This window comes from Lutibacter sp. TH_r2, assembly GCF_033101135.1.
Taxonomy (GTDB): domain Bacteria; phylum Bacteroidota; class Bacteroidia; order Flavobacteriales; family Flavobacteriaceae; genus Lutibacter.
Genome location: NZ_JAWMPV010000002.1, coordinates 548,584 through 575,553, shown reverse-complemented (window position 1 = coordinate 575,553; position 26,970 = coordinate 548,584). Strand labels below are relative to the sequence as shown.

Here is a 26,970-nt window from a genome sequence, read left to right as displayed (position 1 = left end):
TGTTAAAAAAGTAATTGCTAGAAAATAAATGGCATAGTAGTTGCGTTTTAATAGAACTTTAACCCAAAACATACTATCATGAAAAAAAGAATCACATTATTTACTATTGCTCTTTTAACAACATTTTTTGTTTCAAATGCCCAAAATGATTGGGGTTTAAAAGGAGGTTTAAGTTTTAATACTAATGGAGAGTTGAAAGAGTTTTTAAATGAAACTTCTGATATTGTTAACAAGCAAGATGGCTCAAGTAAAACAGGTTACAACATAGGCCTATATGGTAAATTAGATTTAGGAAGTATCTATTTAAGACCCGAATTATTGTATACAAAAACCAAAAGTGAATACTCAATCAATTCAGGAAGTGAAGATTATGAATTAACTAAAATTGATGTTCCTGTTTTAGTTGGAGTTAAACTTATTGGACCTTTAAATGTATTTGCTGGTCCAGCTTTTCAATATGTTGTTGAGAATGATTTAAAGGGAGTAAATATTAGCGATGTTGAAAAAGATTTTACAGTTGGTGTAAATATAGGTGCTTCAATTGAGTTAGGAAGATTTGGTTTTGATGCTCGTTACGAAAGAGGATTTAGTAAAAATGAAGCAGAATGGACAGATGTTAGTGAATCTTTCACTTTAGACTCTAGACCAGAACAATTAATATTTAGTTTATCGTATAGCTTTTTAGATAACCGAAAATAAAATTATTATTATTTATTATATTTATATTAAAACCAGAGAATTATACTCTGGTTTTTTTATTTCTAGTAATGTAATCTTAAATTAAGTATATAAAAAAAGCCCATCAAATATTTGATGGGCTTTTGGAAAACTTTTAGTATATGTATTAGATTACTCTTACGTTTACTGCGTTTAATCCTTTTTTTCCTTCTTTTAGTTCAAATTCTACTTCATCGCCTTCACGAATTTCGTCTACTAATCCAGAAATGTGTACAAAGTGATCTTTTCCAACTCCTTCTTCTGTGATAAATCCAAATCCTTTAGATTCATTGAAAAATTTTACTGTTCCTTTACTCATTGTAATGTGTTTATATTATTAATACTTTTGATTTTGCAAATATGGTGCCATTTTTTTGATTTACAATATATTAATTGGTTTTTTTTTGTTTTTTTTTAAAACTTTATTCATTATCAATTAAGCAAATAGAACAAAATGAGTACACTGTATTAAAATAAACAAACCTTAAACTTATCTCTATTTAAAATTCAACTATCTATAATTAGTTTGAATAAATTTTAGAAGTTATACTAATTTAAGTAGTGTCTGTTTTGTTAGGATTGGCTATATTTAATCTTATTTTTATATTTAAAAATGTCTACTGGAAAAAAGTTTGGAACATTTGCAGGTGTATTTACACCTTCAATATTAACTATTTTAGGTGTAATAATGTATATGCGTTTAGGCTGGGTAGTTGGAAACGCAGGTTTAATTGGTGCTATTATAATTATTGTTTTAGCTCACGTTATTGCTGTTTCCACTGGTTTAAGTATATCATCTGTTGCAACTGATAAAAAAATTGGTGCTGGAGGAGTTTATTATGTACTTTCTAGAAGTATGGGAGTTCCTATTGGTGGTTCTATTGGAATTGCCTTATATATTGGAACGGCTTTTTCAATTGCATTATATTTAATAGGTTTTGCTGAAAGTTTTAATGGTTATTTTGGATTGGAAATTTCAATAAACGAATTAAGACTTACAGGTTCAATAGCACTAGTAGTGTTAACTTCATTAGCATTAATTAGTACTTCTGTAGCTATTAAAACACAGTTTTTTATTTTAGCAGCCATTGTACTATCTTTAATCTCCGTGTTTTTCGGAAACTCATCTTTTGAACCTGAAACAGTTAAAATGGTTGCTTCAGAAAATGCTATTCCGCTAGAAGTTGTATTTGCTATATTTTTCCCTGCAGTTACAGGTTTTACAGCAGGTATTGCAATGAGTGGTGATTTAGAAGATCCGAAAAACTCAATTCCAAAAGGTACATTATTAGCTATTGGTGTTGGACTAATTATTTATCTTACACTTGCTGTTTTTCTAGCTTACAACGTAAATTCTGAAACTTTAAAAACAGATTATAATATTTTAATGAAAATAGCTCTCTTTGCTCCTGCTGTATTAGCTGGTATTTGGGGAGCAACTTTATCTTCTGCCCTAGGAGGCATATTAGGCGGTCCAAGAATACTACAAGCTATGTCTGTTGATAAAGTAACACCAAAAATATTTAGAAAAGGAAAAGGCGCTAATAATGAACCTGTAAATGCGTTACTTTTAGTTTTTATAATAGCTGAAGCAGGAATATTAATAGGTGAATTAGATGTAATTGCTCGTATAGTTTCTATGTTTTATTTAACAGCATATGGTTTTATAAATATTTCATTTTTTTTAGAAAGTTGGGCTAATCCAGATTTTCAACCAACATTTAAAATAAAAAGCTGGATAGGTTTACTTGGTTTTGCAGCTTGTTTTGCTGTAATGTTTAAGTTAGACATGTTTGCTATGTTGGGAGCATTTGGTATTATAGCTGGATTGTATTTTTGGCTTCAACGTAAAGAAGTTAAATTACAAACAAACGATGTTTGGCAAAGTGTATGGGAAAATGTAGTAAATAAAGGACTTAAAAAAATTGACTCAAATAATGAAGAAAATGTCAGCTGGAACCCAAATATTATTTTGTTTAGTGGTGAAAGTAAACATCAATCATATTTATTACAGCTAGGTAAAACGGTTTCTGGAAGAACAGGAATTGTAACTAACTTTAAACTTATTTTAGACAAAGAAAATAAGAAACCATTAAAAAGAACTGAACAGATAGTTAGAGATGATACCTTTACTGATCTGGGTATTTTTGCAAGACAAATTAAGGTTAATAATATTTACGATGGAATAACAAATATTGCTATGACCTATGGTTTTTCTGGTGTTGAACCTAATACTATTATGATGGGTTGGCCAAAAGGATTGGAAAATTCTACTGAATACTCTAAAATGACAGAAACGTTATTACATTTAGATTACAATCTTTTGTATTTAGATTTTGATAGAAAAAAGAAGTTTGGCAACTATAAAACTGTAGATTTTTGGTGGAGAGAAACCGACAGTAAAAATGCCGAAATGATGCTAAATATTGCGCGCTTTATTATTGCCTCTCCTAGATGGAACAATACTAATATTAGAGTTTTGTTTGTAAATAACAACAATGTAAATAGAGAATTAATACATTCAAAAATTCAAAAACTAGTTGAAGATTTAAGGGTAATTGTTAAAATTGTTATTATTAACAACGCTGTTGAACAAAAACCTTTTTATAATATTATTGAAGAGTATTCTGGAAAAACTGATTTAACTATTGTAGGAATACCAAACTACAAAATAGAAAAACAAGCAGAATTTGTTTTAAAAACAAATAACCTTTTCGAATCTATTGGTTCTACCCTTCTTGTAAAAGCTGCAAATAATTTTAATATTCTTGATTTAGATTTTGTGAAGAATTAACATAGTTAGATTCTAAAACAACAAACAATTTATATTTACAATAATACTATTTTAGCTATAAAAAGAAAACCTCTAGCAGTAAGCTAGAGGTTTTTGTCCCCACAGTCCAATGACTTGTAGATACTAGTCTTTCGGGCTTTGAATTGCAATTTATAGTTAAAAAGCATAACGTTTTGTTACATAAGTCACATTAGCATCTACAAAAAAGCACAACTATTTCTAGTTGTGCTTTTTAACTGTTTAATATTTTATAAATTCAACAAAAAAATGTTGAGTCTAATTTATTTTTGTAATGTTACTTTTACTGCATTCATCCCTTTCATACCTCTTTCTAACTCAAAAGTTACTTTGTCATTTTCAGCAATTTGATCTACCAAACCACTTACATGGCAAAAATATTTTTCGTTATTTTCTGCGTCAATTATAAATCCAAAACCTTTTGAAGTATCAAAAAATGATACTTTTCCTTTTCTTACAGGATCTACTTCTTCTCTATCGCTATCTAATGTTTTTGGTACACCAATAACAATATCTTCAGCTTTAACTTTAACTTTTTTTGTTGGATCTGGTGGTGTATCTGTTAGATTTCCATAATGATCAACATAGGCAAACTCAATTCCTTTCTTTCCATTCTCCTTGGCTTCAGCCTTACGAGCCTCCATTTTTTTTCTCTTTTCTTCTCGCTTTTTTAAGCGTTTTTTTTCTTTTTCAATTTTGTTAAATGTTTGTTGCGATTTAGCCATTCGTTTACTTAAAGTATTTTTATCTGTATAATATTAATAAGTGCAAAGATAACTTTTTGCTTTAAAATATCCTTAAATTTTTTTCTATTTATTTATATAAAAACTTAATTTATCTATAAAATTCTACCTGAAATTTTGTTTATTCAAAATTATTTACAAATTCATCAGATATTTTATAAATAATATAATTACAAATTTTCTACATTAAGAGTTTATATTATGCATTAATTTCTTTAAACGATATACCTAACTCTTTTTGAAGTTCTTTAATTTTAGAAACTTCATTTGGCAAAATTAAAGCAATTGAAACTCCTGTTTTACCAGCTCTAGCTGTTCTTCCACTTCTATGTGTATAATACTCGTTGTTTTCTGGTAATTGATGATGAATTACAAAACTTAAATTATGCACATCAATTCCTCTAGCCGAAACATCTGTAGAAATTAAAACTTGTAAAGATTTATTTTTAAAAGCTCTCATTACTTTATCTCTTTCTTTTTGCTGCATATCACCTTCAAGTGCTTCTGCTGAAAATCCTTCTTCCTTTAATAGTTTTGCTACTTTTTGAGTTCCTGCTTTTGTTCTACAAAATATAATTCCTCGCTCACGTTGTCTATTTTCTAAAAGTTTAATAAGTAAGTTTAACTTTTCAGAAATTGATGTTTTAATATACAAATGTGTAATATTTTCATTTACTAAAGAATTTTTATTTACTTCAATTCTTTTAGCATCAGCAGACATATATGTTTTAATAATCTTCTTTATTTCTTCTGGCATTGTTGCAGAAAAAAGCCAAGTATTTCTTTTTCCGTTAGTATATTTTAAAATTCGATTCAAATCTTGTTTAAATCCCATACTTAACATTTCATCTGCTTCATCTAAAACAAGTGTTTTAATATTTTTTATGTCAATTTCACCACGCTCAATTAAATCTATTAAACGGCCTGGAGTAGCAACCACAACGTGTGTAGTTCTTTTTAAAGCTTTTATTTGTCTGTCTATTTTTTCACCTCCAAATACTGCTTCTACAAAAATTTTATCATCAGAATACTTGGTGAATTTAAATAATTGCTTTTTTATTTGTTGAACTAACTCTCTGGTTGGAGCTAAAATTAATGCTTGAATATTAGAAGAAGATGGATCAATTTTTTGAAGAATAGGCAATCCAAATGCTGCAGTTTTACCTGTTCCTGTTTGTGCTAAACCTACTAAATCTATATCTGAATTTAATAAAACTGGTATAGTTAATTTCTGAATTTCTGTAGGAACCTTAACTCCAATTTCCTTTAACGATTTTACAAAAACGTTTGTTACTCCTAATTCTTTAAAATTTGACATATTTTATTTTTAAACCTTTGAAGGTTATTAATTCTAAATTTTTGCAAATTTATTAAATAAACTATAGCTAATGGTAGTTTTATTGTCTAATATAAAGTTAAAGCTGTTTTAAGTAAGCTATAGACTAATTAAATAAGCAATAGAGACATTTAAAAAACTTGTGTTTTTTAAATCAGTTTCTCCTTCAATAGCATTTGGAAAATTTATATAATATCCTATTTCAACATCAAACGAATTTAAACTAAATTGCACAGGAATATTTAATTGGGTGTTTATTAAATCAAAAACATTATCTGAATAATATGTGGTTAGTGGAAAACCTTCAATACTAGAAACTCTAGATAATTCTATAGTTTGTTTCCCTGCAGTTATTGAAATTTGAGGTTTTAAATTAATAGATAACTTTCTTTTTTCAAGTAACTTTACAGTTGCAAAACTACTTGAGGTAATCTGTATAGCATCCTTACTTCCAAACAGATAACTTAAATAAAGAGAAGTGCCTATTGTTTTTATTTTGTTTTTAGCACTTATACTTACGGAAAGTGAATTGTCTAAAAAATCATCGTTACTATTTGCGTAAAAGTATTTTGAATAATAACCACCATATCTAAAATTTTGATGTTTACCAAAGTTTTTACCATAACCAACAGCAAGAGTTGTAACGTCTAATTTTGGGTTAAATTTTTCATAATAGTTAGCGCTAATACTTCCAAAAATACCTGAAGAGTGCAAATATATTATTTGAGGTATTAAATTATATTGATCCATACCTATATCTCTACCTGCAAAATATGAGTTACTGTTATAATTTAACGAAACATATAACATTTGATATTTACTTAATGCTAACATTAATTCATCTATAGACTGCTCATCTTCAGAGAATAATGCATTAACAACCTTATCTATTTCACCGTTATCTTTAGAAGGTTCCTGGCTATAAGTATTATAAATACAAATTAGATAAAAAAATAAATACAAAATCTTTCTCATAAAAAAAGGTGGTTATTAAACCACCTAAATATACTAAAATTTAATTTTTATTCGCCCGTATTGTTTTGCATATTTTTTCTACGCTCTCTAACTGCTTCTATTAGTTCTTTTCTTTCTTGAAGATTAGTTGTGTTTTTTAGTTGCATTCTTAATTGTTCTCTTTGTTCTAATGTTATAGTTGCAATAAATTGATTTTTTATTTGTTGTACCTGAATTTGTTGTTGTTGTAGTAACTTGCGTTGAGAATTTGATAACATTTTTAACAATACTTTTTGCCTTTCTTTTAAGGTTAATTTAGTGTCTTTTAAAATATTTAACTGTTCTAGTGATAGACTTGCTTTAAATTTTTCTCTATTCGCTTTTATTAGTTCTTTTTGATTTTTAAGCATTTTCACTTGTTCAACTGTTAAGTTTTCAAATAAAGTTGAATTGTTAGTTTCTTGAGCTAATAATTGAAAACTACTTAACCCAAACAGTAACATAATTATAAATACGATGCTTTTATATTTTTTCATTGTGTAATTTTTTTTCATATTAATTATTTGAATTTTAAACTATTAAATAGTTTTAATTTAATTTTAAATTATCTTCTATTAACCCTTCTAAAACATGAGAATCAATAAAATCATCTAATTCTGAATCTTCTACAAAAAGAGATGTTATTGTTATATCATCAGTATTTAGAAGTACTAAATTTTCTTGGTTAAATTCAGCGTTTTTAATATTTTCTAAAGTATCAGAAACAATATTAGTATTATTTGTATTAAATATTGTTTTATTAAAAATAGCTACTGAAAATAAAATTGCAATAGTTGCAGCAACTGAAATCCAAGTATATTTATTTCTTTTTATAGGAATATTAGAAACAGGTGCATCTTTCTTTACGTTATTTAAAATTCTATTTTTTGAATTTTGAAAATAATCAGAAGGTAAAGACATCCCTAACTCTTCGGTATGTTTTTTTCTAATTTGCTTATCCTTTAAACCTTGTAAGCTCTTTACTTTGTTTGTTTCATTTTTCATATCTAATACTTTAGACCTCTTTTTTTAAAAAAGGTTGAATTTTAATTACATTATTTTCAATATATTTTACAGAAGTATAATATAATGATTTTAATGTGCTTTCATTTAACTCTAATATTTCAGCAATTTCTCTAAACTTTAAATCATCAAAATATTTTAGTTGAAATACTATTTTTTGCTTTTCTGGTAACTCATTAATTACCTGATTTAGTTTAAATTGCGCTTCACTCCCATCAAAATACACATCATCTTCTAAACTATTTAAATAATAACTATTTTCTTCATCTAAACTACTGTGTTGTTTCTTTTTTTGCAACTCTAAAAATCGAATAGATTCATTATATGCTATTCTATACATCCATGTATGTAAGGTGCTTTTTTGATGAAAATTTGGTAGACTTTTATAAATTCTTAAAAACGTATTTTGCAATACATCATCTGCATTTTCATGTGTAACAACAATTTTTCGAATATGCCAATATAAACGCTCCTGATAATTATCTAACAGTTTACCAAACGCTCTTTCGCGTTTTTTAGGATTTAATAATTCTTTAATAAAATCAGTTTCGTTACTCAATTTATATGTTATTTACACTTACTTTAAAGATAGTTATTTTAATTAGACCTCTAAAACTGAATATAGTTTATAAAAAAGTTTATTTATTTTAAATAACAAAGCACTAAATTAACCCTATTAATTTCATGCTTTTTTTATGCAGCTAACTTCCCTACTTTTGAAGTATGAAAAATTTACTAATAATTGGATTTGTTTGGCCAGAACCAAATGCTACTGCAGCAGGAAGTAGAATGCTTCAGCTTATACAATTATTTATAAAAAACAACTATCAAATAAGCTTTGCTTCTACCGCTTCTAACAAAAATAAATCAATAAATTTTGAAGAATTAAACATTAACACCTTTTTAATTGAATTAAACAACGCTAGTTTTAATTCTTTATTAAAAGAAATAAATCCTTCAGTAGTTATGTTTGATAGGTTTTTAACTGAAGAGCAATTTGGTTGGAGAGTATCAGAAGTGTGTCCTAATGCAATAAAAATATTAGATACTGAAGACCTACACTTTCTACGAAAAGCTAGACAAAATGCTTTTAAAACAAATACTGAAGTAAATTTAAAGATGCTTCAAAATGAAATTGCTACACGTGAAATAGCGAGTATTTATAGATGTGATTTAACGCTAATTATTTCAAAATATGAAATTGAATTACTTCAAAATAAATTTAATATAGCTAAATCATTATTGGTTTACACTCCTTTTTTATTAAATGCAATTACATCTGAAAGTATAAAAGATTTTCCTTTATTTAATAACCGAAAAGATTTTATTTCAGTTGGAAATTTTTTACATGAACCAAATTGGAACGCCGTTTTAAAATTAAAAAAAGATATTTGGCCAAAAATTAGAAAGCAATTACCTAATACTAACTTAAACATTTATGGCGGCTATTTAACAGAAAAAGCCAAACAATTACATAATAAAAATGAAGGCTTTTTAGTAAAAGGTTGGGTTGAGAACATTAAACTTGAATTTATTAATTCTAAAGTACTACTTGCACCTATACAATTTGGAGCCGGATTAAAAGGAAAACTTATTGATAGTATGGTTTATGGAACTCCAAACGTTACAACAACTATTGGTTCTGAAGGGATGAAACAAAACCTTAACTGGAACGGTTATATTGAGAATAATGACACTAATTTTACTAATAATGCAGTTAAATTATATAACAACGAGCAAGAATGGATTTGTTTTCAGCAAAATGGTATTGAACTAATTAATAAAAATTTTAATAAAAAAGAACACGGTAAAAAGTTAATAAATACAATTCAGTATATTAAAAATAATCTTCAACAACATAGATCAGCTAATTTTATTGGAAAAATATTACAACATCACACTTTGAAAAGTACAAAATATATGAGTAAATGGATTGAAGAAAAAAATAAAACTATTCTAAAATAGCATAAACTTCCTCTGGAATAATACTTGATCTAAAGGTTTTTTTACTCATTAAACACCAAATTGTTTTTACCTTTACAATTAAATCTTCACCTCTATAAATATTAACAAAGCGTTCAGATATTTTCCCTTTAGACAATCCTATCCATGTTTTTACAGTTAATTCTTCATTCAATAAAGCTGAAGAAATATAATCAATTTCATGTCTAGCAACTACCCAAAAGTAATTAGCATCAATTTTTTCAGTAGTTAATGTAGCCCAATGTTTTAAAGCTGCATCTTGCACCCAATTTAAGTATTGTACATTGTTTACATGGTTTAAAACATCAATATGTTCTTTTTTAACTTTAACTGTAAATGAGTAAGGTTTTATTGACATAAATAGTGTTTCTGGTTTCTGTTTTCTTAAAATAAAGAGCAAATTTAACAAAGATATTGTTGAATATTCAATTTCTATTCTAAAAATAATTGGATTTATAAATGGTTTAATTTACATTTACAGTACCTAAAAAAGTTCAAGAACGCATATATCTTATACTTAAACTATAAAAAGTTAGTTAAAGATCAACAGTCGTAATACTTGTGTTAATAAAATTTGATCGTGGGGACGACCGTTTTTTCAAGAATATTGCGGCTGTTTTTATATTAAAAATTTAACAGTTGTAATATCTAAATATACACTACCGTTGTGGGGACGACGCTTTTAAAGGATTATTGCAACTGTTTTTATTTTATTAAAAAACTTTTTACTCTACAATTGTTGAAACAACTTTTATATTTAAATTAAACTTACTTATAATTTTACACAAAAATTATTTCGATTGTGCTTATTAATTATTTCACCATTTAAATTAAAGTTAGGAATTAATGTATTTATATAAATACGCTGTTTACCTTTTAGTTCTTTTTTTAATTTTTCTTGCGGAAATCCATTTATTTCAAATGTCATAACTATATATTTTAACGTTTAATAAATATTTGAGTGAAATAATTTTTACCTGTATTGCTAGCTTCAATAGAAATTCCAAAATGTGTATAGTAAGGATTTTCAATTAAAGCTTTATGAGAAGAGCTACTTAACCAAGCTTCCAACACTTCATTAGCAGTTAAATAGCCAAAAGCTACATTTTCTCCTACTTTTATTGCGTTTGCGTTTTCAACTAATTTTTTTTGTCTTTCAACAAAATTATCATGACTAACCTTTCCAGCATCAATCATATATTCAGTATGAGTTTCAGCTTCTATAGATGCTAAATCATTTGTTTTTAATTGTATTAAACCTAATGAAACTCTATAATCATTAACAGCATTTAAAACTTCATTCTCAAAGCAATTGAGAGATGAACAATTAATTTTTTCAGAAACTTGGTTGTAAATTTCTATTTCTTCAGTTTCAGTTGAACATGAATTTAATACGAGAAGAGTAAGTGCAAAAAGCACTAGTAATTTAGGAGTTTTCATTTTTTGGGGTTTTGTTGATTTCTAAAATACAGCCGCATAAACTATTTTAATAACTACCGTTGTGGGGAGGTGGATTATTGCAAACGAAATGCGGCTGATTTTTTAACTAATACTCATTTTATTTATTGGAAATAAAGTATTTATAAATTTCAAAGCTTCATGAAACTGGGGTTGAATGTTACTTTGAGATAATGCGTTATAGGACATAACGACTTTATATTTTAAATTGTAGAATAGTTGACTTGTATTCATAATTATCTGGGGTTTTGGCTTAATTGGGTTTAGGGTTGTTTGGGTATTTATTTATTCACTTATTTATTTATTTTTAGAAAAGAGGCAGAATCAAAGGTCTTACTAACCATCTAATTAAATCAAAGTATTTTCGGATTACTTTTATTAATATGTGATTCCAGAGAAACTACCTCTAAAATTGTACTACTAATTATTATTTTTCCCAGCAACTTTGAATTTCTATGAGGGGTTTGCATAGAAATTCAAAAAAATATCTGGGGTTGTTCTGGGGTTATTATTATTTTCTAATTTTTTCTAATAACTGATTTAATGCAATAATTTCGTTTTTAGTTAAATTTTTAACTGTATCATTTTCAAATTCTATTTGAATTGCATCAATTTCTTTTAGTAATTGCAAACCTGCATCTGTAATATTTATTTCTACTTTTCTCCTGTTTTCTGGGCTTTGTACTCTTGTAATTAAACCTTTAACACGAAGCTTTTCAACTAAACGTGTTGTGTTACTGTTTTTACTAACCATTAAAACTTGTAAAGTTTGCAAATTTGCAGGTTCACCATTTAAATCTCTCAAAGAACGTAATACTTGATATTGTTGAATTGATAATGCAAACTGTTTTAAATGATCTGTATACATTTCATTCATCCAGTTACCTGTTTTCAATAGGTTATCTATTGTAAGTGCAGGTAAATTAATCGGATTACTTTTACCATCTCTATTCAATTTCGGGGGGACTGTTGTTTTCTACACTACCTTTGTAGATACAACAAATGTATATACAAATATTAATTTGAACAAATAAAAATCAGATTATTTAATCTTTTATCCATAAAAAAAGTGTATTAAAAAGAATTATGAATAATTCAATGGATTTTATAAAGTGTTGTTTACCAATGTTTTTATACTATTTAAATAAACCTAAACATTAACTAAAATATTTTCGTAAAAAAAATTGCTTTTTTCGATAAAAAAAATACGGTATAACAAATTAATGTCTACAAAGAGTAATTTTTAATGCTTATATATGAATTATTATGCTACTTAAATTGCATACCTCCTACTTTAAAAGAGTTATTTTTGTTTTAAATTTTAATAATATTATGGAATTAAATATTGCAATAACTTCGCAAAACAAGAAAACAGTGTTTGAGCATGCTGGAAGATGTACTAGATTTCTTGTATATCATATAAAAGACAATGAATTAGTTAATAAAAGTTTAATAGAAATTACTAAAGAAGAAAGTTTACATAACTTTTTTCATAGCAATTCTACAGATACTATAGTGTTAAACCCATTACAAGGCATAAATATGCTTTTAACTGGCGGAATTGGAGATGGAGCTATAAGAAAATTAGCAAATGTTGGTATTGCTACTCATTTAATTGAAGAAAAAGATCCAGATGTTGCAATTGAAAAGTTACTAAATGGTACTTTGGCTGCAAAAAAATCTGGGAATTGCGGTTGCTCTGGTAATCATGATGACCATAATCATGATCACAAACATGAACATAAACATGGTGAACATGGACATGGAAATGGAAATTGTGGACATCACAACCATTAATTAAAACTTATTGTTTCCACGACCATTTCTCATTCTTTTTCCCCTACTCTTCCCGTTTTGGTGTTCTTCATTAAAATGTTGTTGAAACCAAGACGGTTTGTCTAATTCATTATTATAAATATATTTGGCAATAGTAGTTATCTCTTCCTTTGTATAAGGCAATTTGGGCATTACCTTGTATTGTTGAACAGCACCATACATAATTGCTTCTTGTTCATTTGGATTCAACACCCAATTAGTAACAGCCTCAACAAATTCTTTTTCTGAATAATATGCTCTACTATATCTTCTTTTAACTGCCACCATTGGTGGCGCTATTATTTTATCATGTGATTCTGAAGATGTAGAATGGCAAATATTACATTTTTGCACCATTAATTCTTTACCATTATTTATAAACGTAGTACCTGCTATATCAACCTTTTTGTATTCTTTCTGGTTTTTACAAGATACAAAAACACTTAAAAAAACTACACTTATTATTATTGACTTAATTATTTTCACATTTTTCATTACTGCTATTTATTATTGTATTAAACAAATCAGAACTAATATATTCCGGAGAATAAGTACCATTATTACTAACTAGTTGACTATAATAATTTCTTAAGTGATTTCTAGAACCGCATTTTAAAGATTCGTACACATCTAATAAATCTGTTTTAATGGTTCTTTCTTCATTTAATTCTAAATCGTAAATATCAAGATCTTCAATAGTATTACCTACAACTAGTGCTTCAATTAATGAAATATCACTTTTTTCAACCAATTGATTGTATAATTCTTGAAGTTCTGAATTTTTAAATACACCTACTACATCTTCTGAAATTGGATCTTCTAAATAATACTTATTAAAAAGAGTTAAAACACTATTGATATGAGTTTGCTCACTTTCAGAAATATTTTTAAAAATGTTTACCCCGTATTTATTATATGAATAGATATATACATCACGTGCTAGTTTCTCTTCTTCTCTTAAATACATTAAATCGTTTATTTCTTCTTCAGTTAATAAAGCATTAGTAGGTGTTGCATTATCTTCATTATTGTAGGGCTCAACAGTAGATTCTTGATTAAGAATATTAATATCATCTGTTGATGAACATGAAGAAACAAAGAGTATAATAATTAAAAGGGGTAATACTTTTAGGCATTTCATAATAATAACTTTATTGTTTATAAATAAGTTAGACCTTAATTATAGATAATAGTTTATCTATAATTAAGGTCTAACTGTATATATTTTTGCAACCTTTGTTACTCTATGAAAGCAATTGTTTTATTATCTAAAACTAATTTTACGCATACGTAAACTTTGTGGTGTTACCTCTAAATATTCATCATCTTTAATGTACTCCATACATTCTTCTAAAGAAAAATCAATTTTTGGTGCAATTTTAACACTATCATCAGTTCCTGACTTACGAACATTTGTTAATTTTTTACCTTTAATAAGATTTACAGCTAAATCGTCTTGCTTATTATTTTCTCCAACAACCTGACCTTTATAAATTTCTTGATTAGGTTCTATAAAAAATTTCCCTCTATCTTGTAATTTATCTATTGAATAAGCAGTTGCTTTTCCAGTTTCAGCTGAAATAATAGCTCCATTATTTGAAGTTCCAATTTCTCCTTTATAAGTGTCAAAACCACGTAATCTGTGATTAATAATAGCTTCTCCTGCAGTTGCAGTTAATATTTTATTACGCAATCCAATTAATCCTCTTGAAGGAATATCAAATTCTAAATGTTGTAAATCTCCTTTTGGCTCCATTACTAATAAATCTCCTTTACGTAAAGTTACCAAGTTAATTGCTTTACTTGCCGACTCTTCAGGAACATTAATAACCATTGTTTCATAAGGCTCACATTTAACTCCATCAATTTCTTTAATGATTACTTGAGGTCTACCTACTTGCAATTCGTAGCCTTCTCTTCTCATTGTTTCTATTAGTACTGATAAATGTAAAATTCCTCTACCAAAAACATTAAACTTATCTTCTGTATCTGTTTCTTCAACTCTTAACGCTAAATTCTTTTCAGTTTCTTTAAATAATCTATCACGTAAATGACGAGAAGTAACATATTTACCTTCTTTTCCATAAAAAGGTGAATTGTTAATAGTGAACAACATACTCATTGTTGGCTCATCAACTTTTAACCTTGGTAATGCTTCTGGGTTTTCTAAATCAGCAATTGTATCACCAATGTCAAAACCATCAATTCCAGTAATGGCGCAAATATCTCCACTTCTTACTTTTTCGGTTCTATCTTTACCCATACCTTCAAAAGTATGTAATTCTTTAATACGTACTTTTTGAGTTGAACCGTCAGCTTTGCAAAGCATATAATCTTTTCCTTCAACTAAATCACCTCTAAAAACACGTCCAATAGCAATACGACCTACAAATGAAGTAAAATCTAACGATGTAATTTGCATTTGAGGAGTACCTACTTTATATGGTGCTTCAGGAATGTATTTTATAATTGAATCCAATAAAGGAATAATATTATCTGTTTCATCCTTCCAATCATAATTCATCCAACCGTTTTTAGCAGAACCATAAACAGTTGCAAATTCTAATTGTTCTTCATTTGCATCTAAAGCAAACATTAAATCAAATACTTTTTCATGTACTATATCTGGAGTACAGTTTTCTTTATCAACTTTGTTTACTACTACAATTGGAGTTAATCCAAGTTCTAACGCTTTACCTAATACAAAACGAGTTTGAGGCATAGGACCTTCAAAAGCATCTACTAATAGTAAAACACCATCGGCCATTTTTAATACACGTTCAACTTCTCCACCAAAATCCGCGTGACCAGGAGTATCAATTATATTAATTTTAACACCTTTATAATTAATAGAAACATTTTTAGAAAGAATGGTAATACCACGCTCGCGTTCTAAATCATTATTATCTAATAATAAATCTGTACGTACTTTACGTTCATCTAAAATATGAGCTTGGTCAATAATTTTATCAACTAAAGTTGTTTTTCCGTGATCTACGTGCGCAATAATTGCGATATTTCTTATAGGTTGCATCTTTGATTTTTTAAAGCGGTGCAAAAGTAACTGTTTTATTTGGTTTTGTAACTAAAGTTGAAAAATGATTTCAAAGTAATATGTATTTTTATAGAATAAACAAATTAATTATGATGATTTTTAACAGTATTTGGACTTGGGGAATAGTTGGTTCTATTGTACTTGGATTAGTATTTATTGGGTTAATTGTAGCTTTAATGCTATTTATGAGAGGCGGAAAGAAAAAAAACAGCTAAACCTATTTTAATATTTCAACAAGTAAATAATTAATTATTGTGAGAGCCTAAAATAAGTTTTAGTAACTAGAATTTCACCTTTAAAACTGTATTTTAAATAGTATTTATAAATTTCTACGTTCTCTTTCAGCTCTTAATAACTCTAATTCTCTACTGGTTTGACCTGCAACTGATGTGTTTTCTTCGGCTCTTCTAATTAAGTAAGGCATTACATCTCTAACTGGTCCATAAGGTAAATATTTAGCAACATTGTAATTTTCTTGAGCAAGATTGTAACTAATATGATCACTCATTCCATATAATTGCCCAAACCAAACTCTTTTATCATCTCTATCAACACCAGATTTTGCTAGCAAATCCATTAACAGATACGAACTTTCTTCGTTATGAGTACCTGCAAAAATTGCCATATCATCAATATTTTTGAACATATATTCCATAACATCGTTAAACATTTGATCTGTTGCTGCTTTATCTTTACAAATTGGATCTTTATACCCTTTCTCTTCTGCTCGTTCTCGTTCTTTCTCCATATAAGCTCCACGAACTAACTTCATTCCTACTTTAAACCCTTCTTTTTTAGCTCTATTATGAAGTTCTTTTAGGTAATCCAATCTATCCCATCTGTACAATTGCAATGTGCCAAAAATAATAACCTTTTCTTTATTATATTTACGCATCATTTTTTCAATTAAATCATCGGCAGCAGTTTGCATCCATGTTTCTTCAGCATCAATTAATAAAGGTACATCTCTATCAAAAGCAGCTTTACTAACAATTTCGTAACGTTCACAAACTCTTTTCCATTCAATTTTCTCATAACTATCTAAAGGAGTGCCTTCTGTAATTTTTTGATACAAAGAAAATTTCCCAAATCCTGTAGGTTTAAAAACGGCAAAAGGAATACTATCTTTTTCTTTACCAAATTTTATATTATTCAATGTTTTTTCCATAGCTAAATCAAACTGTTCTTCATCTTCTTTTCCTTCAGCAGAATAATCTAAAACAGAGTGTACGTTTTTAGAGTACATATTTTCAATTACAGGCATACAATCCTCTTCTGTAACTCCTCCACAAAAATGGTCAAAAACTGTAGCTCTAATTAAACCTTCAACAGGCATATGAGTTTTAAGAGCAAATTTTGTAAGAGCAGTACCTATTTTTACTAATGGTTGACGTTTAATCATTTCAAACAAATAGTAAGCTCTATCTAATTGCGCATTTGTTTTTAACCCAAATGCAACCTCTGTGTTATTAAATATTTTTTCCATTTTAAACCTCTTTACACAAATATAGTTCTCAAAATGTTTATTTTTTTGCTTTTTTGTCGTTATTTTGCGGTAAATTTTAACCAAAATGAATCCAATATTATCCAACAATTATTATGTAAACTTTCAGAAGGATGCTTATACAAAGCTGAATGGAATTATTTCTAGTAAAAAACCTTCAAAAATATTTATTTTAGTTGATGAAAATACCAATGAGCACTGCTTACCTATTTTATTATTAAATTTAGAAACAACTTCTAAAATTGAAATAATTGAAGTAGAAGCTGGTGAAGAAAACAAAAATTTGGATACATGTACTGGTGTTTGGGGTGCTTTAACCGATTTAGGTGCAGATAGAAAAAGTTTAATGATTAATCTTGGTGGTGGTGTAATTACAGATTTAGGTGGTTTTGTAGCGTCATGTTTTAAAAGAGGTATCGATTTTATAAATATACCCACAACTTTATTAAGTATGGTTGACGCGTCAGTTGGAGGAAAAACTGGAGTTGATTTAGGTGTTTTAAAAAATCAAATTGGGCTATTTTCAGACCCTGAAATGGTATTGATAGATCCATTGTATTTAGAAACAGTTACTGAAAGAGAATTGCGTTCTGGATTGGCTGAAATTATAAAATACGGACTTACTTACGACATTAAACTATGGGGTGAAGTAATAGAATTTAAAAGCTTATCAATTAAAAACTTAAGTAGTTTAGTTCATAGATCTATTGAGATTAAAAATGAAGTTGTAACTGAAGACCCAAAAGAAAGTGGTTTACGCAAAGTTTTAAACTACGGACATACTTTAGGACATGCAATTGAGTCATATTTTTTAGATACAGAACACAAGAAAAAACTTACACATGGCGAAGCCATTATTGTTGGAATGATAACAGAAACTTACCTTTCTGAAAAATTACTAAACTTCCCTTCTGAAAAAACAAAATTGATTAAAGATGAATTATTAAAAATTTATCCTAAAATAGATTTACAAGAAGAAGATTATCCTGCAATTTTAGAATTATTAATTCATGATAAAAAGAATGTTGGTGGACAAGTAAACTTTGTATTGCTTACTGATTATGAAAAATTTAAATTAGACTGTAAAGTTGAAAAAGAATTGTTAATTGAAGCTTTAGACTATTATTGTTCTTAATTAACCTATTAAATCTACATACACTTTTTTATAATCAGGTAGAATGTTTTTCATGCTAAAACGTTCAGCTTGTTTAAAGGCATTTATTTTAAATTCTTGCAAGCGTTCACTATTTTCTAAAATGTAAATTCCATTTTTAGCCATATCATCAGTATCGCCAACATCACTTAAAAAGCCTGTAACACCTTGAATATTAACTTCTGGTAAACCTCCAGAGTTTGTTGAAATTACTGGTGTTTTAGCCGCCATTGCTTCTAAAGCTGCTAAACCAAAGCTTTCGGTTTCAGATGGTAATAAAAACAAATCAGAATAACACAATAGTTTATTTACTTCGTTGCTATTTCCTAAAAATAAAACTTTATCTAAAATACCAAGCTCTTTTACTTTAAATTCTATCAATTCTCTATCAGGACCTTCTCCAACCAATAATAATTTTGACGGAATTTTTTTCTGAATTTTATAAAAAATATCGATTACATCTGCTGCTCTTTTAACCGGACGCAAATTACTGATATGAGATATAATTCGTTCATTTTCAAAAGCTATATTACTTCTTTGACATTCTTTATCTTTAATTTCAGGATATTTTTCAAAATCTATAAAGTTATTGATAACCTTAATATCTTTTCTAATATTAAACCTGCTTAACGTATCGTTTTTTAAACTTTCAGAAACCGTTGTAACTACATCAGAATTATTAATACTAAACTCAACAGCTGTTTTATAATTTGGATGGCTACCAACTAATGTAATATCAGTTCCGTGTAGTGTTGTAACTACTTTTACATCAATTCCTTTTTCTTTTAACATTTGCTTTGCCATATAAGCTGCATATGCATGTGGAATTGCATAATGTACGTGTAATATTTCTAAATTATACATTTCAACAACTTCAACCATTTTACTTGAAAGCGCTAGCTCATAAGGTTGGAATTGGAATAATGGATACTCTTCTACAAAAACTTCATGAAAATGAATATCATTTGTAATAAAATCCAATCGAACTGGTTGTTTATAGGTAATAAAGTGAACTTGATGGCCTTTTTTTGCTAAAGCCATACCTAATTCTGTTGCTACTACTCCACTTCCTCCAAATGTTGGATAACAAACTATACCTATTTTCATTCCTTATTAAAAATTAAATAATTAAATACTGATTATTAGTTGTAAATATAATGGGTTTCTTACAGTAAGATATTAATTATTTCATAAAAAAAAGTTACAACCAAAATGAAATTATTTAGATTGTAACTTTTAATATTTTAAATATCTGAATATTAGATTTTTCTAATAATCTCCTAAAGTTTCAGGGTTTTGATTTAAAGCATCAGCTAATTGCTCATCACTTGGTGGTTTTCCATGCCAAGTGTGTGTGTACATCATAAAATCAATTCCATTACCCATTTCTGTATGTAATAGAACACAAACTGGTTTTCCGTTACCTGTTAACGATTTTGCTTCTGCCATACCTTTTTGAATACTTTCAATATCGTTTCCTTTTTCAACATCTAATACAATCCAACCAAAAGCTTCAAACTTTGCTTTTAAATCTCCCATTGGCATTACATGGTCTGTAGATCCATCAATTTGCTGACCATTATAATCTATAGCTGCAATATAATTGTCTACATTTTTACCAGCTGCATACATTGCTGCTTCCCAAATTTGACCTTCTTGTAATTCTCCATCTCCGTGTAAAGAATAAACCAATTTAGAATCGTTGTTTAATTTTTTAGCTTGAGCAGCACCAATTGCATTACTCATTCCTTGACCTAAAGATCCAGAAGCCATTCTAATTCCTGGTAAACCCTCGTGTGTTGTTGGATGACCTTGTAATCTTGTGTTTAATTTTCTAAAAGTAGCTAATTCTTCCACAGGAAAAAATCCACTTCTTGCTAAAACACTATAAAATACTGGCGAAATATGTCCGTTTGATAAAAAGAACACATCTTCGTTTGTTCCATTCATATCAAAATCTGTAGAATATTCCATAATATCCTGGTATAGAACTGTTAAAAATTCGTTACACCCTAATGAACCACCTGGATGCCCAGATTTCACAGCATGTACCATTCTAACAATATCTCTTCTAACTTGTTGTGCAAAATCTTGCAATTCTTGTGTAGTTGGCATAGTTAACTCTTATTTTTAAGTTGCAAAAATATCATTTTAAGCTATGTAAACAATATTTTTATTTAGTAAAGTTGTTTGGAATTATTAACAACTAGGTTTTTTGCTTTTTCTTTTTTGCTGCAGGAAATAAAACATTATTTAAAATTAAACGATATCCTGGCGAATTTGGATGTAAATCTAATTCTGTTTTTGGATCTCCTACTCTATGTTGATAATCTTCGGGATCGTGCCCACCATAAAAAGTAAACATTCCTTTCCCTTTCACTCCATGGATATACCTTGCTTCTTGATTGGATTTTATTTCACCCAAAACTAATACATTAGATTTTACAGTTTCTCTATCAAAAGATGTTGTTTGCCCCATAAATCCTTTAATTAACATTGTATGGTTTTGACATAACATTGTTGGTACTGGATCCCATTTTGCTGAATATTCATTTAAAGAAAAATAATCTAATATTCGTTTAATAGTTCTTTTTCTAGTCATATCTATAGAAGAGAACTCATATTCCATAGGGTTTTTTACTAACGAAAAATTTTTGAAAGCAAACGTATTTTTATAATTTATTTTATCTTCATAATTAACATCTGATGGATCACCATCAAACATAGTTTCGCAAATATCAATACCTTCGGCAGACAAAGCTATATCAAAACTATCAGTTGCTGAACACATGGCAAACATAAAACCACCTCCAATTACAAAGTCTCTAATTTTAGTTGCTACAGCTAATTTCTCTTCTGATACTTTATGAAAACCTAATTCTGTAGCTAAATTTTCAGCTGCTTTTTTTTGCTCAATATACCATGGTGCTCTTCTGTAAGAACCATAAAATTTCCCATACTGACCAGTAAAATCTTCATGATGTAAGTGAAGCCATTCGTATAAAAGTAGTTTTTCATCTAATACTTCTTGATCGTAAACAACATCAAACGGAATTTCAGCATATGTTAACACCATAGTTACAGCATCATCCCAAGGCATTTTATCTTTTGGTGAATAAACAGCTATTTTAGGAGCTTTTTCCAATATAACAGCTTCCATATTTTTTGAAGGACTTGCAATTTCTTCTAAAATTTGAGCAGCTTCGGTATCTGATATTACATTATAAGTAACTCCTCTAATTTTACATTCATTTCTAGTAGCTTCATTATCTTCTAATAAAAACGAACCTCCTTCATAATTCAATAACCATTTTACTTTATTTCCTTGGCTTAAAGACCAATAGGTTATTCCGTAGGCTTTTAAATGATTGGTTTGCGTAACTTCATCCATAGGTATTAGTATGAAAGATGCAAACATAGTTTGAATACTAAAAAAAAGCATTAAACTACTGAATAGAAGATTTTTAAAATTTGTTTTAAAATGGAACATCGCTATCATCTGGCTCTAATGAATCGAAAGCTTCACTTGGACTTGCTGTTGGTGTATTCATTTTAGATTGAAACTCGTTACCAAAACCTTCATCTAAATCACTAAACAATGCTAAATGTCCTGTAAATTTCATTCTAATATTATCTAATCCACCGTTACGATGCTTTGCAACAATAAACTCTGCTTGACCTTCACAATTAGACCTATCATCATCATCCCATTCTGTTTGACCATAATATTCTGGACGATAAATAAACGAAACAATATCGGCATCTTGCTCAATTGCTCCAGATTCACGTAAATCAGATAATAAAGGCCTTTTACTTCCTCCACGTGTTTCAACTGCACGTGATAGTTGTGAAAGTGCTATAACTGGAATATTTAATTCTTTTGCTAATGCTTTTAAGTTTCTTGAAATTGTTGATATTTCTTGTTCTCTATTTCCGTTTGAAGAACTTCCAGCCGTCATTAATTGCAAATAATCAATAATAATTATTTTAATTCCGTGTTGAGAAGCTAAACGACGAGCTTTTGCACGCAAATCAAAAATAGAAAGTGATGGTGTATCATCAATAAAAATTGGCGCTTTTGCCAAGTTTTTTACTTTTACGTTTAATTGTTCCCATTCATGTGGTTCCAAATTTCCTTTTCTTAATTTTCCTGAAGGAATTCCTGTTTCACTAGAAATCATACGTGTAATTAACTGAACTGACGACATCTCTAATGAAAATATTGCTGCTGGTGTTCCAAAATCAATGGCCATATTTTTTGCCATAGACATTACAAATGCAGTTTTTCCCATACCTGGACGAGCTGCCAAAATAACTAAATCGGATGGTTGCCAACCAGAAGTTAACTCATCTAACCTAGTAAATCCAGTAGCAACACCACTCATACCAGATTGTTTAGAAATTTCTTCAATTTTAGTAATTGCCTGTCTAACTAAACCTTCAGCATCTTCAGATCCTTTTTTAAGGTTTCCTTGTGTAACTTCAAACAATTTTGTTTCAGCATCATCTAATAAATCAAAAACATCTACAGTTTCATCATACGATTCTTCAATAATTTCAGAAGATATTGAAATTAACCTACGTTGAATGTATTTTTGAAGAATAATACGTGCATGAAATTCTATATGCGCTGAAGAAGATACTTTTTGTGTAAGATTTACCAAATAATAATCACCACCTGCTAATTCTAAATTTCCACTTTTTCGTAATTGATTTGCTACTGAAAGTAAATCTATAGGTTCAGAATTTTGAAATAAAGAATATATGGCATTGTAAATTAATTGATGTGATTCTTTATAAAAAACTTCATCGTGTAAAATATCAATTACATCATCAACACCTTTTTTATCAATCATCATTGCACCTAAAACAGCTTCTTCTAAATCAACTGCTTGAGGTGGAATTTTCCCTTTCTCAAGGTTAATAACCGTGCTTTTTTTAATTCTTTTTGATGAAATTGGTTGTAAATTCTTCACTTAATCGGCTTTAAATCAATTACTAATAGCTATATCTAACTTTAAAATTTTCTTCTCTATGTATAAATAGTTAAGAACTGCAATTTTAATAATTTTGAGGGAGACAAATGTAACCTAACAACAACTATTTTAGCCTAAATTAGCAAATAATTTTTACACAAATAATGTTAACAAGTCTTAATTTTGTTAATAAGTTAATTATTAATGAATTCTGAATTTTAATTTGATATTTTTGAAGTATGAATAATGAAAAGAAATACCAAATCTTATCTGTTTTTTTAGTTTTTCAATGGGCATTTTATCAATTTATTGCACATTACCCTATGGTTATAGAAAAATACTATTCTAACGGATTATATATTTTAATTTCAAAAATATTCAGAGTTGTTTTTGGATGGATTCCTTTTTCAGTTGGTGATTTTATTTATTTTTTTGGAGGTGTATTAATAGTTTATCACTTACGCAAATACATAAAATCAAATTCATTTAAGTTTAAAAACTTAATTTTTAGAATATTAGGAACGCTATCCGTAATTTATTTTTTGTTTAACATTAGTTGGGGATTAAATTATTATAGAATTCCGGTTGAGCATACTTTAAATTTTAAAAACGAAAAATTTTCTACAAAAGATTTAGTGCAATTCACAGAGCAATTAATTTATAAAATAAATAAAGTTCAGGTAGAAATTACTAAAAACGATACACTTATAGTTCAGAACCCTGATAATAAATCTAAAATTTTAAACCAGGCTTTTTTAAGTTATAATTCTTTAGCAAAAGAACATCAACGATTTTCAATTTCAAATAAATCAGTAAAAAAATCACTTTTTAGTTTACCATTAACTTATATGGGTTTTGCAGGGTACTTAAATCCTTTTTCTGGTGAAGCTCAAGTAAATAAATTAATACCTAAAAATAATTTTGCAGCAACTTCTTGTCATGAAATTGCACACCAAACAGGTATTGGATTAGAAAGCGAAGCAAATTTTGTAGGCTATTTAGCAGCAACAAATTACAATAATAATTATTTTAAATACTCGGGGTATTTATTAGCATTACGATATTGTTTAACAGATGTTTATAGATTAGATGAAGCTAAATTTAACGAGTTAAAAGCATTGATAAATAAAGGGATTTTAAAGGATATTAAACAATCTCAAGATTTTTATAAATCTTACCAAAACTGGTCTGAAGAATATTTTAAATTTTTCTATGATTCCTTTTTAAAAGCCAATCAGCAAAAAGATGGTATAAAAAGTTACCATAAAATGGTATCGTTACTTATAAATTATCATAAAACAGTGCCTTTATAGTATTTATCTGTATTTTTGCAGCTATGTTTAAACAGATTTCAAGCACACAAAATACGTATATAAAAGAATTATTTCAATTAAAAGAAAAGTCTCGTTTACGTAAAAAAATAGGACAATTTTTAATTGAAGGATTTCGTGAAATTTCACTTGCTATAAAAGGCAATTATAAAATTTCAACGCTATTGTTTGATGAAACTATTATTTCAAAAGAGAAAATTGAGGTTTTAATTTCAGAAATAAAAACCAATATTGAAGTTATTCAAATTTCAAACGATGTTTATAAAAAATTAGCCTACAGAGCTACAACTGAAGGTGTTATAGCAATTTCAAATGTTAAAAATTTAGAATTAGATACTTTAATTTTACCAGATAATCCGTTAGTTTTAATAGCTGAAGCACCTGAAAAACCGGGAAATATTGGAGCTTTACTTAGAACAGCTGATGCGGCTGGAATTGATGCTGTAATTATTGCAAACCCAAAAACAGATATGTACAACCCAAACATTATTAGATCTAGTGTTGGATGTGTTTTTACAAATCAAATAGCAACAGGAACAACTTCAGAAATTATTTCGTTTTTAAAAGCTAAAAATATTGAAATTTATTGCGCTGCTTTAACCGCTTCAGTAGATTATTCCTCCATAAATTACACAAAAGCTAGTGCTATTGTTGTAGGAACTGAAGCTACTGGATTGAGTAATGAATGGCTTAAAAATTCAACAAAAAATATTATTATTCCAATGCGTGGAAAAATAGATTCTATGAATGTTTCAGTAAGTGCAGCCATTATTACCTTTGAAGCTGTTCGTCAACGAGATACTAACAACTAAAATTACCAAATGAACCCAACAACTATTTTTTATATATTAATAGGTATTATTGTATTTAACTTTATTTTTGATTTAATAATTGACTCATTAAATGCTAAAAATTTTGACCATAAACTTCCTAATGAATTAAACGATATTTATAACGAAGAAGAATATTTAAAATCTCAACGTTATAAAAAAGAAAATCATAAATTTTCATTAATCACAAGTAGTTTTTCTTTACTGCTTACTTTAGTTTTTTTCTTTATAGATGGTTTTGCCTTTGTTGATGGATTAGCAAAAAACATAACTTCAAACAACATTTTAATAACCGTAATATTTTTTGGAATTATACTATTTGCTAGTGATTTATTATCATTGCCTCTATCCTATTACAAAACTTTTGTTATTGAAGAAAAATATGGCTTTAACAAAACAAACCTAAAAACATTTGTATTAGATAAAATTAAAGGTTGGTTAATGACAATTGTAGTTGGAGGCGGAATTTTAGCTTTAATTACTTGGTTTTATAACGAAACAACTTCAAGTTTTTGGATTTATACATGGATTTTAATTACTGTTTTTTCAGTATTTATGAATATGTTTTATTCAAAATTAATTGTTCCTCTATTTAATAAACAAACTCCTTTAGAAGATGGAGAATTAAAATTTGAAATAGAAAAATTTGCTCAAAAAGTGGGCTTTAAATTAGATAATATTTTTGTGATTGATGGATCAAAACGTTCTACCAAAGCAAATGCTTATTTTTCAGGATTTGGTTCACAAAAACGTATTACGTTATACGATACACTAATTAACGATTTAGAAACTGATGAAATTGTAGCTGTGTTAGCTCACGAAGTTGGACATTATAAAAAGAAACATATTATATATAATTTAACTTCATCAATAATAACAATGGGAATAACACTTTATATTCTATCATTATTAGTAGGAAGTGATTTATTATCGCAAGCTTTAGGTGTTGAAAAAGCTAGTTTTCATATTGGATTAATAGCCTTTGGTATTTTATACAGTCCAATTTCTGAAATTACAGGTTTTTTAATGAATATATTATCAAGAAAATTTGAATACGAAGCAGATGATTATGCAAAATATAATTTTAGCGCCCAACCATTAATTTCAGCACTTAAAAAACTGTCTAAAAACAGTTTAAGCAATTTAACTCCACATTGGTTGTATGTAAAAATTCATTATTCACACCCTTCATTGTTGCAACGTATAAAAAATTTAAAAAAATAATTTACATTTAGCTATTC

Annotated in this window: 28 protein-coding genes; 9 read left to right on the top strand and 19 right to left on the bottom strand. The window is 27.9% G+C overall.

The window, feature by feature from the left end; genetic code table 11:
• Positions 1–78 precede the first annotated feature (78 nt).
• Positions 79–699: a porin family protein gene (locus R3X25_RS09910; protein WP_317674323.1), complete on the top strand. Its 621-nt coding sequence runs from the start codon at positions 79–81 to the stop codon at positions 697–699.
• Positions 700–844: 145 nt separating this feature from the next.
• Here R3X25_RS09910 and R3X25_RS09905 read toward each other — a convergent pair whose 3' ends face one another.
• A complete protein-coding gene (locus R3X25_RS09905) occupies positions 845–1,036 on the bottom strand; it encodes a cold shock domain-containing protein (RefSeq protein ID WP_317674321.1) in 192 nt (63 codons plus the stop codon).
• Between the two features lie 294 nt (positions 1,037–1,330).
• Between R3X25_RS09905 and R3X25_RS09900 the strand changes: the two genes are divergently transcribed.
• A complete protein-coding gene (locus tag R3X25_RS09900) occupies positions 1,331–3,511 on the top strand; it encodes an amino acid permease (protein ID WP_317674319.1) in 2,181 nt (726 codons plus the stop codon).
• A gap of 281 nt (positions 3,512–3,792) precedes the next feature.
• Here R3X25_RS09900 and R3X25_RS09895 read toward each other — a convergent pair whose 3' ends face one another.
• From R3X25_RS09895 to R3X25_RS09870, 6 genes are all read right to left on the bottom strand, one after another.
• Positions 3,793–4,254, bottom strand: coding sequence for a cold shock domain-containing protein (locus tag R3X25_RS09895; RefSeq protein WP_317674317.1), 462 nt, complete (start codon positions 4,252–4,254; stop codon positions 3,793–3,795).
• A gap of 217 nt (positions 4,255–4,471) precedes the next feature.
• Positions 4,472–5,590 (bottom strand): DEAD/DEAH box helicase, encoded by a 1,119-nt coding sequence (locus R3X25_RS09890; RefSeq protein WP_317674315.1) that lies wholly within the window; start codon positions 5,588–5,590, stop codon positions 4,472–4,474.
• 117 nt (positions 5,591–5,707) lie between these two features.
• The gene (locus tag R3X25_RS09885; RefSeq protein WP_317674313.1) at positions 5,708–6,583 is read right to left on the bottom strand and encodes a hypothetical protein; all 876 of its coding nucleotides are present in this window, start codon (positions 6,581–6,583) and stop codon (positions 5,708–5,710) included.
• 47 nt (positions 6,584–6,630) lie between these two features.
• Positions 6,631–7,098, bottom strand: coding sequence for a hypothetical protein (locus R3X25_RS09880; RefSeq protein ID WP_317674311.1), 468 nt, complete (start codon positions 7,096–7,098; stop codon positions 6,631–6,633).
• A 52-nt stretch (positions 7,099–7,150) separates the two neighbouring features.
• The gene (locus R3X25_RS09875) at positions 7,151–7,606 is read right to left on the bottom strand and encodes a hypothetical protein (protein WP_317674310.1); all 456 of its coding nucleotides are present in this window, start codon (positions 7,604–7,606) and stop codon (positions 7,151–7,153) included.
• 10 nt (positions 7,607–7,616) lie between these two features.
• Positions 7,617–8,183, bottom strand: a complete 567-nt coding sequence (locus R3X25_RS09870; RefSeq protein WP_317674309.1) for an RNA polymerase sigma factor — start codon at positions 8,181–8,183, stop codon at positions 7,617–7,619.
• A gap of 164 nt (positions 8,184–8,347) precedes the next feature.
• On the opposite strand from R3X25_RS09870, the gene R3X25_RS09865 reads away from it, so the two are divergent.
• Positions 8,348–9,589: a glycosyltransferase family 4 protein gene (locus R3X25_RS09865; protein WP_317674308.1), complete on the top strand. Its 1,242-nt coding sequence runs from the start codon at positions 8,348–8,350 to the stop codon at positions 9,587–9,589.
• Here the strand turns inward: R3X25_RS09865 and R3X25_RS09860 are convergent.
• From R3X25_RS09860 to R3X25_RS09845, 4 genes are all read right to left on the bottom strand, one after another.
• Positions 9,576–9,965, bottom strand: a complete 390-nt coding sequence (locus tag R3X25_RS09860; protein WP_317674306.1) for a thioesterase family protein — start codon at positions 9,963–9,965, stop codon at positions 9,576–9,578. The two genes, R3X25_RS09865 and R3X25_RS09860, sit on opposite strands and share 14 nt — an antisense overlap.
• A 414-nt stretch (positions 9,966–10,379) precedes the next feature.
• On the bottom strand, positions 10,380–10,535 hold the full coding sequence (locus R3X25_RS09855; RefSeq protein ID WP_317674305.1) for a hypothetical protein: 156 nt from the start codon (positions 10,533–10,535) through the stop codon (positions 10,380–10,382).
• An 11-nt stretch (positions 10,536–10,546) separates the two neighbouring features.
• Positions 10,547–11,047, bottom strand: a complete 501-nt coding sequence (locus R3X25_RS09850; protein WP_317674304.1) for a CAP domain-containing protein — start codon at positions 11,045–11,047, stop codon at positions 10,547–10,549.
• A gap of 529 nt (positions 11,048–11,576) precedes the next feature.
• The gene (locus tag R3X25_RS09845; protein WP_317674303.1) at positions 11,577–12,020 is read right to left on the bottom strand and encodes a MarR family winged helix-turn-helix transcriptional regulator; all 444 of its coding nucleotides are present in this window, start codon (positions 12,018–12,020) and stop codon (positions 11,577–11,579) included.
• 377 nt (positions 12,021–12,397) lie between these two features.
• Between R3X25_RS09845 and R3X25_RS09840 the strand changes: the two genes are divergently transcribed.
• On the top strand, positions 12,398–12,862 hold the full coding sequence (locus R3X25_RS09840; protein WP_317674301.1) for a NifB/NifX family molybdenum-iron cluster-binding protein: 465 nt from the start codon (positions 12,398–12,400) through the stop codon (positions 12,860–12,862).
• Here R3X25_RS09840 and R3X25_RS09835 read toward each other — a convergent pair whose 3' ends face one another.
• The 3 genes from R3X25_RS09835 to typA all read right to left on the bottom strand — a co-directional run bounded on the left by R3X25_RS09835 (position 12,863) and on the right by typA (position 15,914).
• Positions 12,863–13,375, bottom strand: a complete 513-nt coding sequence (locus tag R3X25_RS09835; protein WP_317674300.1) for a c-type cytochrome — start codon at positions 13,373–13,375, stop codon at positions 12,863–12,865.
• Positions 13,353–14,021 (bottom strand): DUF2202 domain-containing protein, encoded by a 669-nt coding sequence (locus tag R3X25_RS09830; protein ID WP_317674299.1) that lies wholly within the window; start codon positions 14,019–14,021, stop codon positions 13,353–13,355. The genes R3X25_RS09835 and R3X25_RS09830 overlap by 23 nt, the downstream gene beginning before the upstream one ends.
• Positions 14,022–14,144: 123 nt before the next feature.
• Positions 14,145–15,914, bottom strand: coding sequence for a translational GTPase TypA (gene typA / locus R3X25_RS09825; protein ID WP_317674298.1), 1,770 nt, complete (start codon positions 15,912–15,914; stop codon positions 14,145–14,147).
• A gap of 110 nt (positions 15,915–16,024) precedes the next feature.
• Here typA and R3X25_RS09820 point away from each other — a divergent pair, with 110 nt between their 5' ends.
• The gene (locus tag R3X25_RS09820) at positions 16,025–16,150 is read left to right on the top strand and encodes a hypothetical protein (protein ID WP_317674297.1); all 126 of its coding nucleotides are present in this window, start codon (positions 16,025–16,027) and stop codon (positions 16,148–16,150) included.
• 104 nt (positions 16,151–16,254) lie between these two features.
• Here the strand turns inward: R3X25_RS09820 and R3X25_RS09815 are convergent, their stop codons facing one another.
• The gene (locus R3X25_RS09815; protein WP_317674296.1) at positions 16,255–17,421 is read right to left on the bottom strand and encodes a proline dehydrogenase family protein; all 1,167 of its coding nucleotides are present in this window, start codon (positions 17,419–17,421) and stop codon (positions 16,255–16,257) included.
• An 85-nt stretch (positions 17,422–17,506) separates the two neighbouring features.
• Between R3X25_RS09815 and aroB the strand changes: the two genes are divergently transcribed.
• Entirely contained in the window at positions 17,507–18,574 is a 1,068-nt protein-coding gene (aroB, locus tag R3X25_RS09810) for a 3-dehydroquinate synthase (RefSeq protein WP_317674295.1), read from the top strand.
• Here aroB and bshA read toward each other — a convergent pair whose 3' ends face one another.
• The 4 genes from bshA to dnaB all read right to left on the bottom strand — a co-directional run bounded on the left by bshA (position 18,575) and on the right by dnaB (position 23,568).
• Entirely contained in the window at positions 18,575–19,699 is a 1,125-nt protein-coding gene (gene bshA, locus R3X25_RS09805) for an N-acetyl-alpha-D-glucosaminyl L-malate synthase BshA (protein WP_317674294.1), read from the bottom strand.
• Positions 19,700–19,861: 162 nt separating this feature from the next.
• Positions 19,862–20,707, bottom strand: a complete 846-nt coding sequence (locus tag R3X25_RS09800) for a transketolase (protein WP_317674292.1) — start codon at positions 20,705–20,707, stop codon at positions 19,862–19,864.
• Positions 20,708–20,798: 91 nt separating this feature from the next.
• Positions 20,799–22,010, bottom strand: a complete 1,212-nt coding sequence (locus R3X25_RS09795) for an asparagine synthetase B (RefSeq protein WP_411556575.1) — start codon at positions 22,008–22,010, stop codon at positions 20,799–20,801.
• 58 nt (positions 22,011–22,068) lie between these two features.
• Positions 22,069–23,568: a replicative DNA helicase gene (gene dnaB, locus R3X25_RS09790; protein ID WP_317674290.1), complete on the bottom strand. Its 1,500-nt coding sequence runs from the start codon at positions 23,566–23,568 to the stop codon at positions 22,069–22,071.
• A 239-nt stretch (positions 23,569–23,807) separates the two neighbouring features.
• Between dnaB and R3X25_RS09785 the strand changes: the two genes are divergently transcribed.
• The 3 genes from R3X25_RS09785 to R3X25_RS09775 are packed head-to-tail and all read left to right on the top strand — an operon-like array spanning position 23,808 to position 26,953.
• Positions 23,808–24,881 carry a DUF3810 domain-containing protein gene (locus R3X25_RS09785; protein WP_317674289.1) on the top strand — a complete coding sequence of 358 codons (1,074 nt, stop codon included), beginning with the start codon at positions 23,808–23,810 and terminating at the stop codon, positions 24,879–24,881.
• Positions 24,882–24,904: 23 nt separating this feature from the next.
• Entirely contained in the window at positions 24,905–25,711 is an 807-nt protein-coding gene (locus R3X25_RS09780) for an RNA methyltransferase (RefSeq protein ID WP_317674288.1), read from the top strand.
• Positions 25,712–25,720: 9 nt separating this feature from the next.
• Positions 25,721–26,953 carry a M48 family metallopeptidase gene (locus R3X25_RS09775; RefSeq protein WP_317674287.1) on the top strand — a complete coding sequence of 411 codons (1,233 nt, stop codon included), beginning with the start codon at positions 25,721–25,723 and terminating at the stop codon, positions 26,951–26,953.
• Positions 26,954–26,970: the final 17 nt, after the last annotated feature.

Bases quoted from the DNA above. Each gene is read 5' to 3' on its own strand.
- R3X25_RS09860 (WP_317674306.1), bottom strand. From the start codon at position 9,965: ATGTCAATAAAACCTTACTCATTTACAGTTAAAGTTAAAAAAGAACAT.
- R3X25_RS09820 (WP_317674297.1), top strand. From the start codon at position 16,025: ATGATGATTTTTAACAGTATTTGGACTTGGGGAATAGTTGGTTCTATT.
- R3X25_RS09905 (WP_317674321.1), bottom strand. From the start codon at position 1,036: ATGAGTAAAGGAACAGTAAAATTTTTCAATGAATCTAAAGGATTTGGA.
- R3X25_RS09890 (WP_317674315.1), bottom strand. From the start codon at position 5,590: ATGTCAAATTTTAAAGAATTAGGAGTAACAAACGTTTTTGTAAAATCG.
- R3X25_RS09865 (WP_317674308.1), top strand. From the start codon at position 8,348: ATGAAAAATTTACTAATAATTGGATTTGTTTGGCCAGAACCAAATGCT.
- R3X25_RS09880 (WP_317674311.1), bottom strand. From the start codon at position 7,098: ATGAAAAAATATAAAAGCATCGTATTTATAATTATGTTACTGTTTGGG.
- R3X25_RS09780 (WP_317674288.1), top strand. From the start codon at position 24,905: ATGTTTAAACAGATTTCAAGCACACAAAATACGTATATAAAAGAATTA.
- R3X25_RS09775 (WP_317674287.1), top strand. From the start codon at position 25,721: ATGAACCCAACAACTATTTTTTATATATTAATAGGTATTATTGTATTT.
- aroB (WP_317674295.1), top strand. From the start codon at position 17,507: ATGAATCCAATATTATCCAACAATTATTATGTAAACTTTCAGAAGGAT.
- R3X25_RS09850 (WP_317674304.1), bottom strand. From the start codon at position 11,047: ATGAAAACTCCTAAATTACTAGTGCTTTTTGCACTTACTCTTCTCGTA.
- R3X25_RS09785 (WP_317674289.1), top strand. From the start codon at position 23,808: ATGAATAATGAAAAGAAATACCAAATCTTATCTGTTTTTTTAGTTTTT.
- R3X25_RS09800 (WP_317674292.1), bottom strand. From the start codon at position 20,707: ATGCCAACTACACAAGAATTGCAAGATTTTGCACAACAAGTTAGAAGA.
- R3X25_RS09815 (WP_317674296.1), bottom strand. From the start codon at position 17,421: ATGGAAAAAATATTTAATAACACAGAGGTTGCATTTGGGTTAAAAACA.
- R3X25_RS09900 (WP_317674319.1), top strand. From the start codon at position 1,331: ATGTCTACTGGAAAAAAGTTTGGAACATTTGCAGGTGTATTTACACCT.
- R3X25_RS09855 (WP_317674305.1), bottom strand. From the start codon at position 10,535: ATGACATTTGAAATAAATGGATTTCCGCAAGAAAAATTAAAAAAAGAA.
- R3X25_RS09795 (WP_411556575.1), bottom strand. From the start codon at position 22,010: ATGTTTGCATCTTTCATACTAATACCTATGGATGAAGTTACGCAAACC.
- R3X25_RS09885 (WP_317674313.1), bottom strand. From the start codon at position 6,583: ATGAGAAAGATTTTGTATTTATTTTTTTATCTAATTTGTATTTATAAT.
- R3X25_RS09875 (WP_317674310.1), bottom strand. From the start codon at position 7,606: ATGAAAAATGAAACAAACAAAGTAAAGAGCTTACAAGGTTTAAAGGAT.
- bshA (WP_317674294.1), bottom strand. From the start codon at position 19,699: ATGAAAATAGGTATAGTTTGTTATCCAACATTTGGAGGAAGTGGAGTA.
- R3X25_RS09835 (WP_317674300.1), bottom strand. From the start codon at position 13,375: ATGAAAAATGTGAAAATAATTAAGTCAATAATAATAAGTGTAGTTTTT.
- R3X25_RS09840 (WP_317674301.1), top strand. From the start codon at position 12,398: ATGGAATTAAATATTGCAATAACTTCGCAAAACAAGAAAACAGTGTTT.
- R3X25_RS09895 (WP_317674317.1), bottom strand. From the start codon at position 4,254: ATGGCTAAATCGCAACAAACATTTAACAAAATTGAAAAAGAAAAAAAA.
- R3X25_RS09910 (WP_317674323.1), top strand. From the start codon at position 79: ATGAAAAAAAGAATCACATTATTTACTATTGCTCTTTTAACAACATTT.
- typA (WP_317674298.1), bottom strand. From the start codon at position 15,914: ATGCAACCTATAAGAAATATCGCAATTATTGCGCACGTAGATCACGGA.
- R3X25_RS09830 (WP_317674299.1), bottom strand. From the start codon at position 14,021: ATGAAATGCCTAAAAGTATTACCCCTTTTAATTATTATACTCTTTGTT.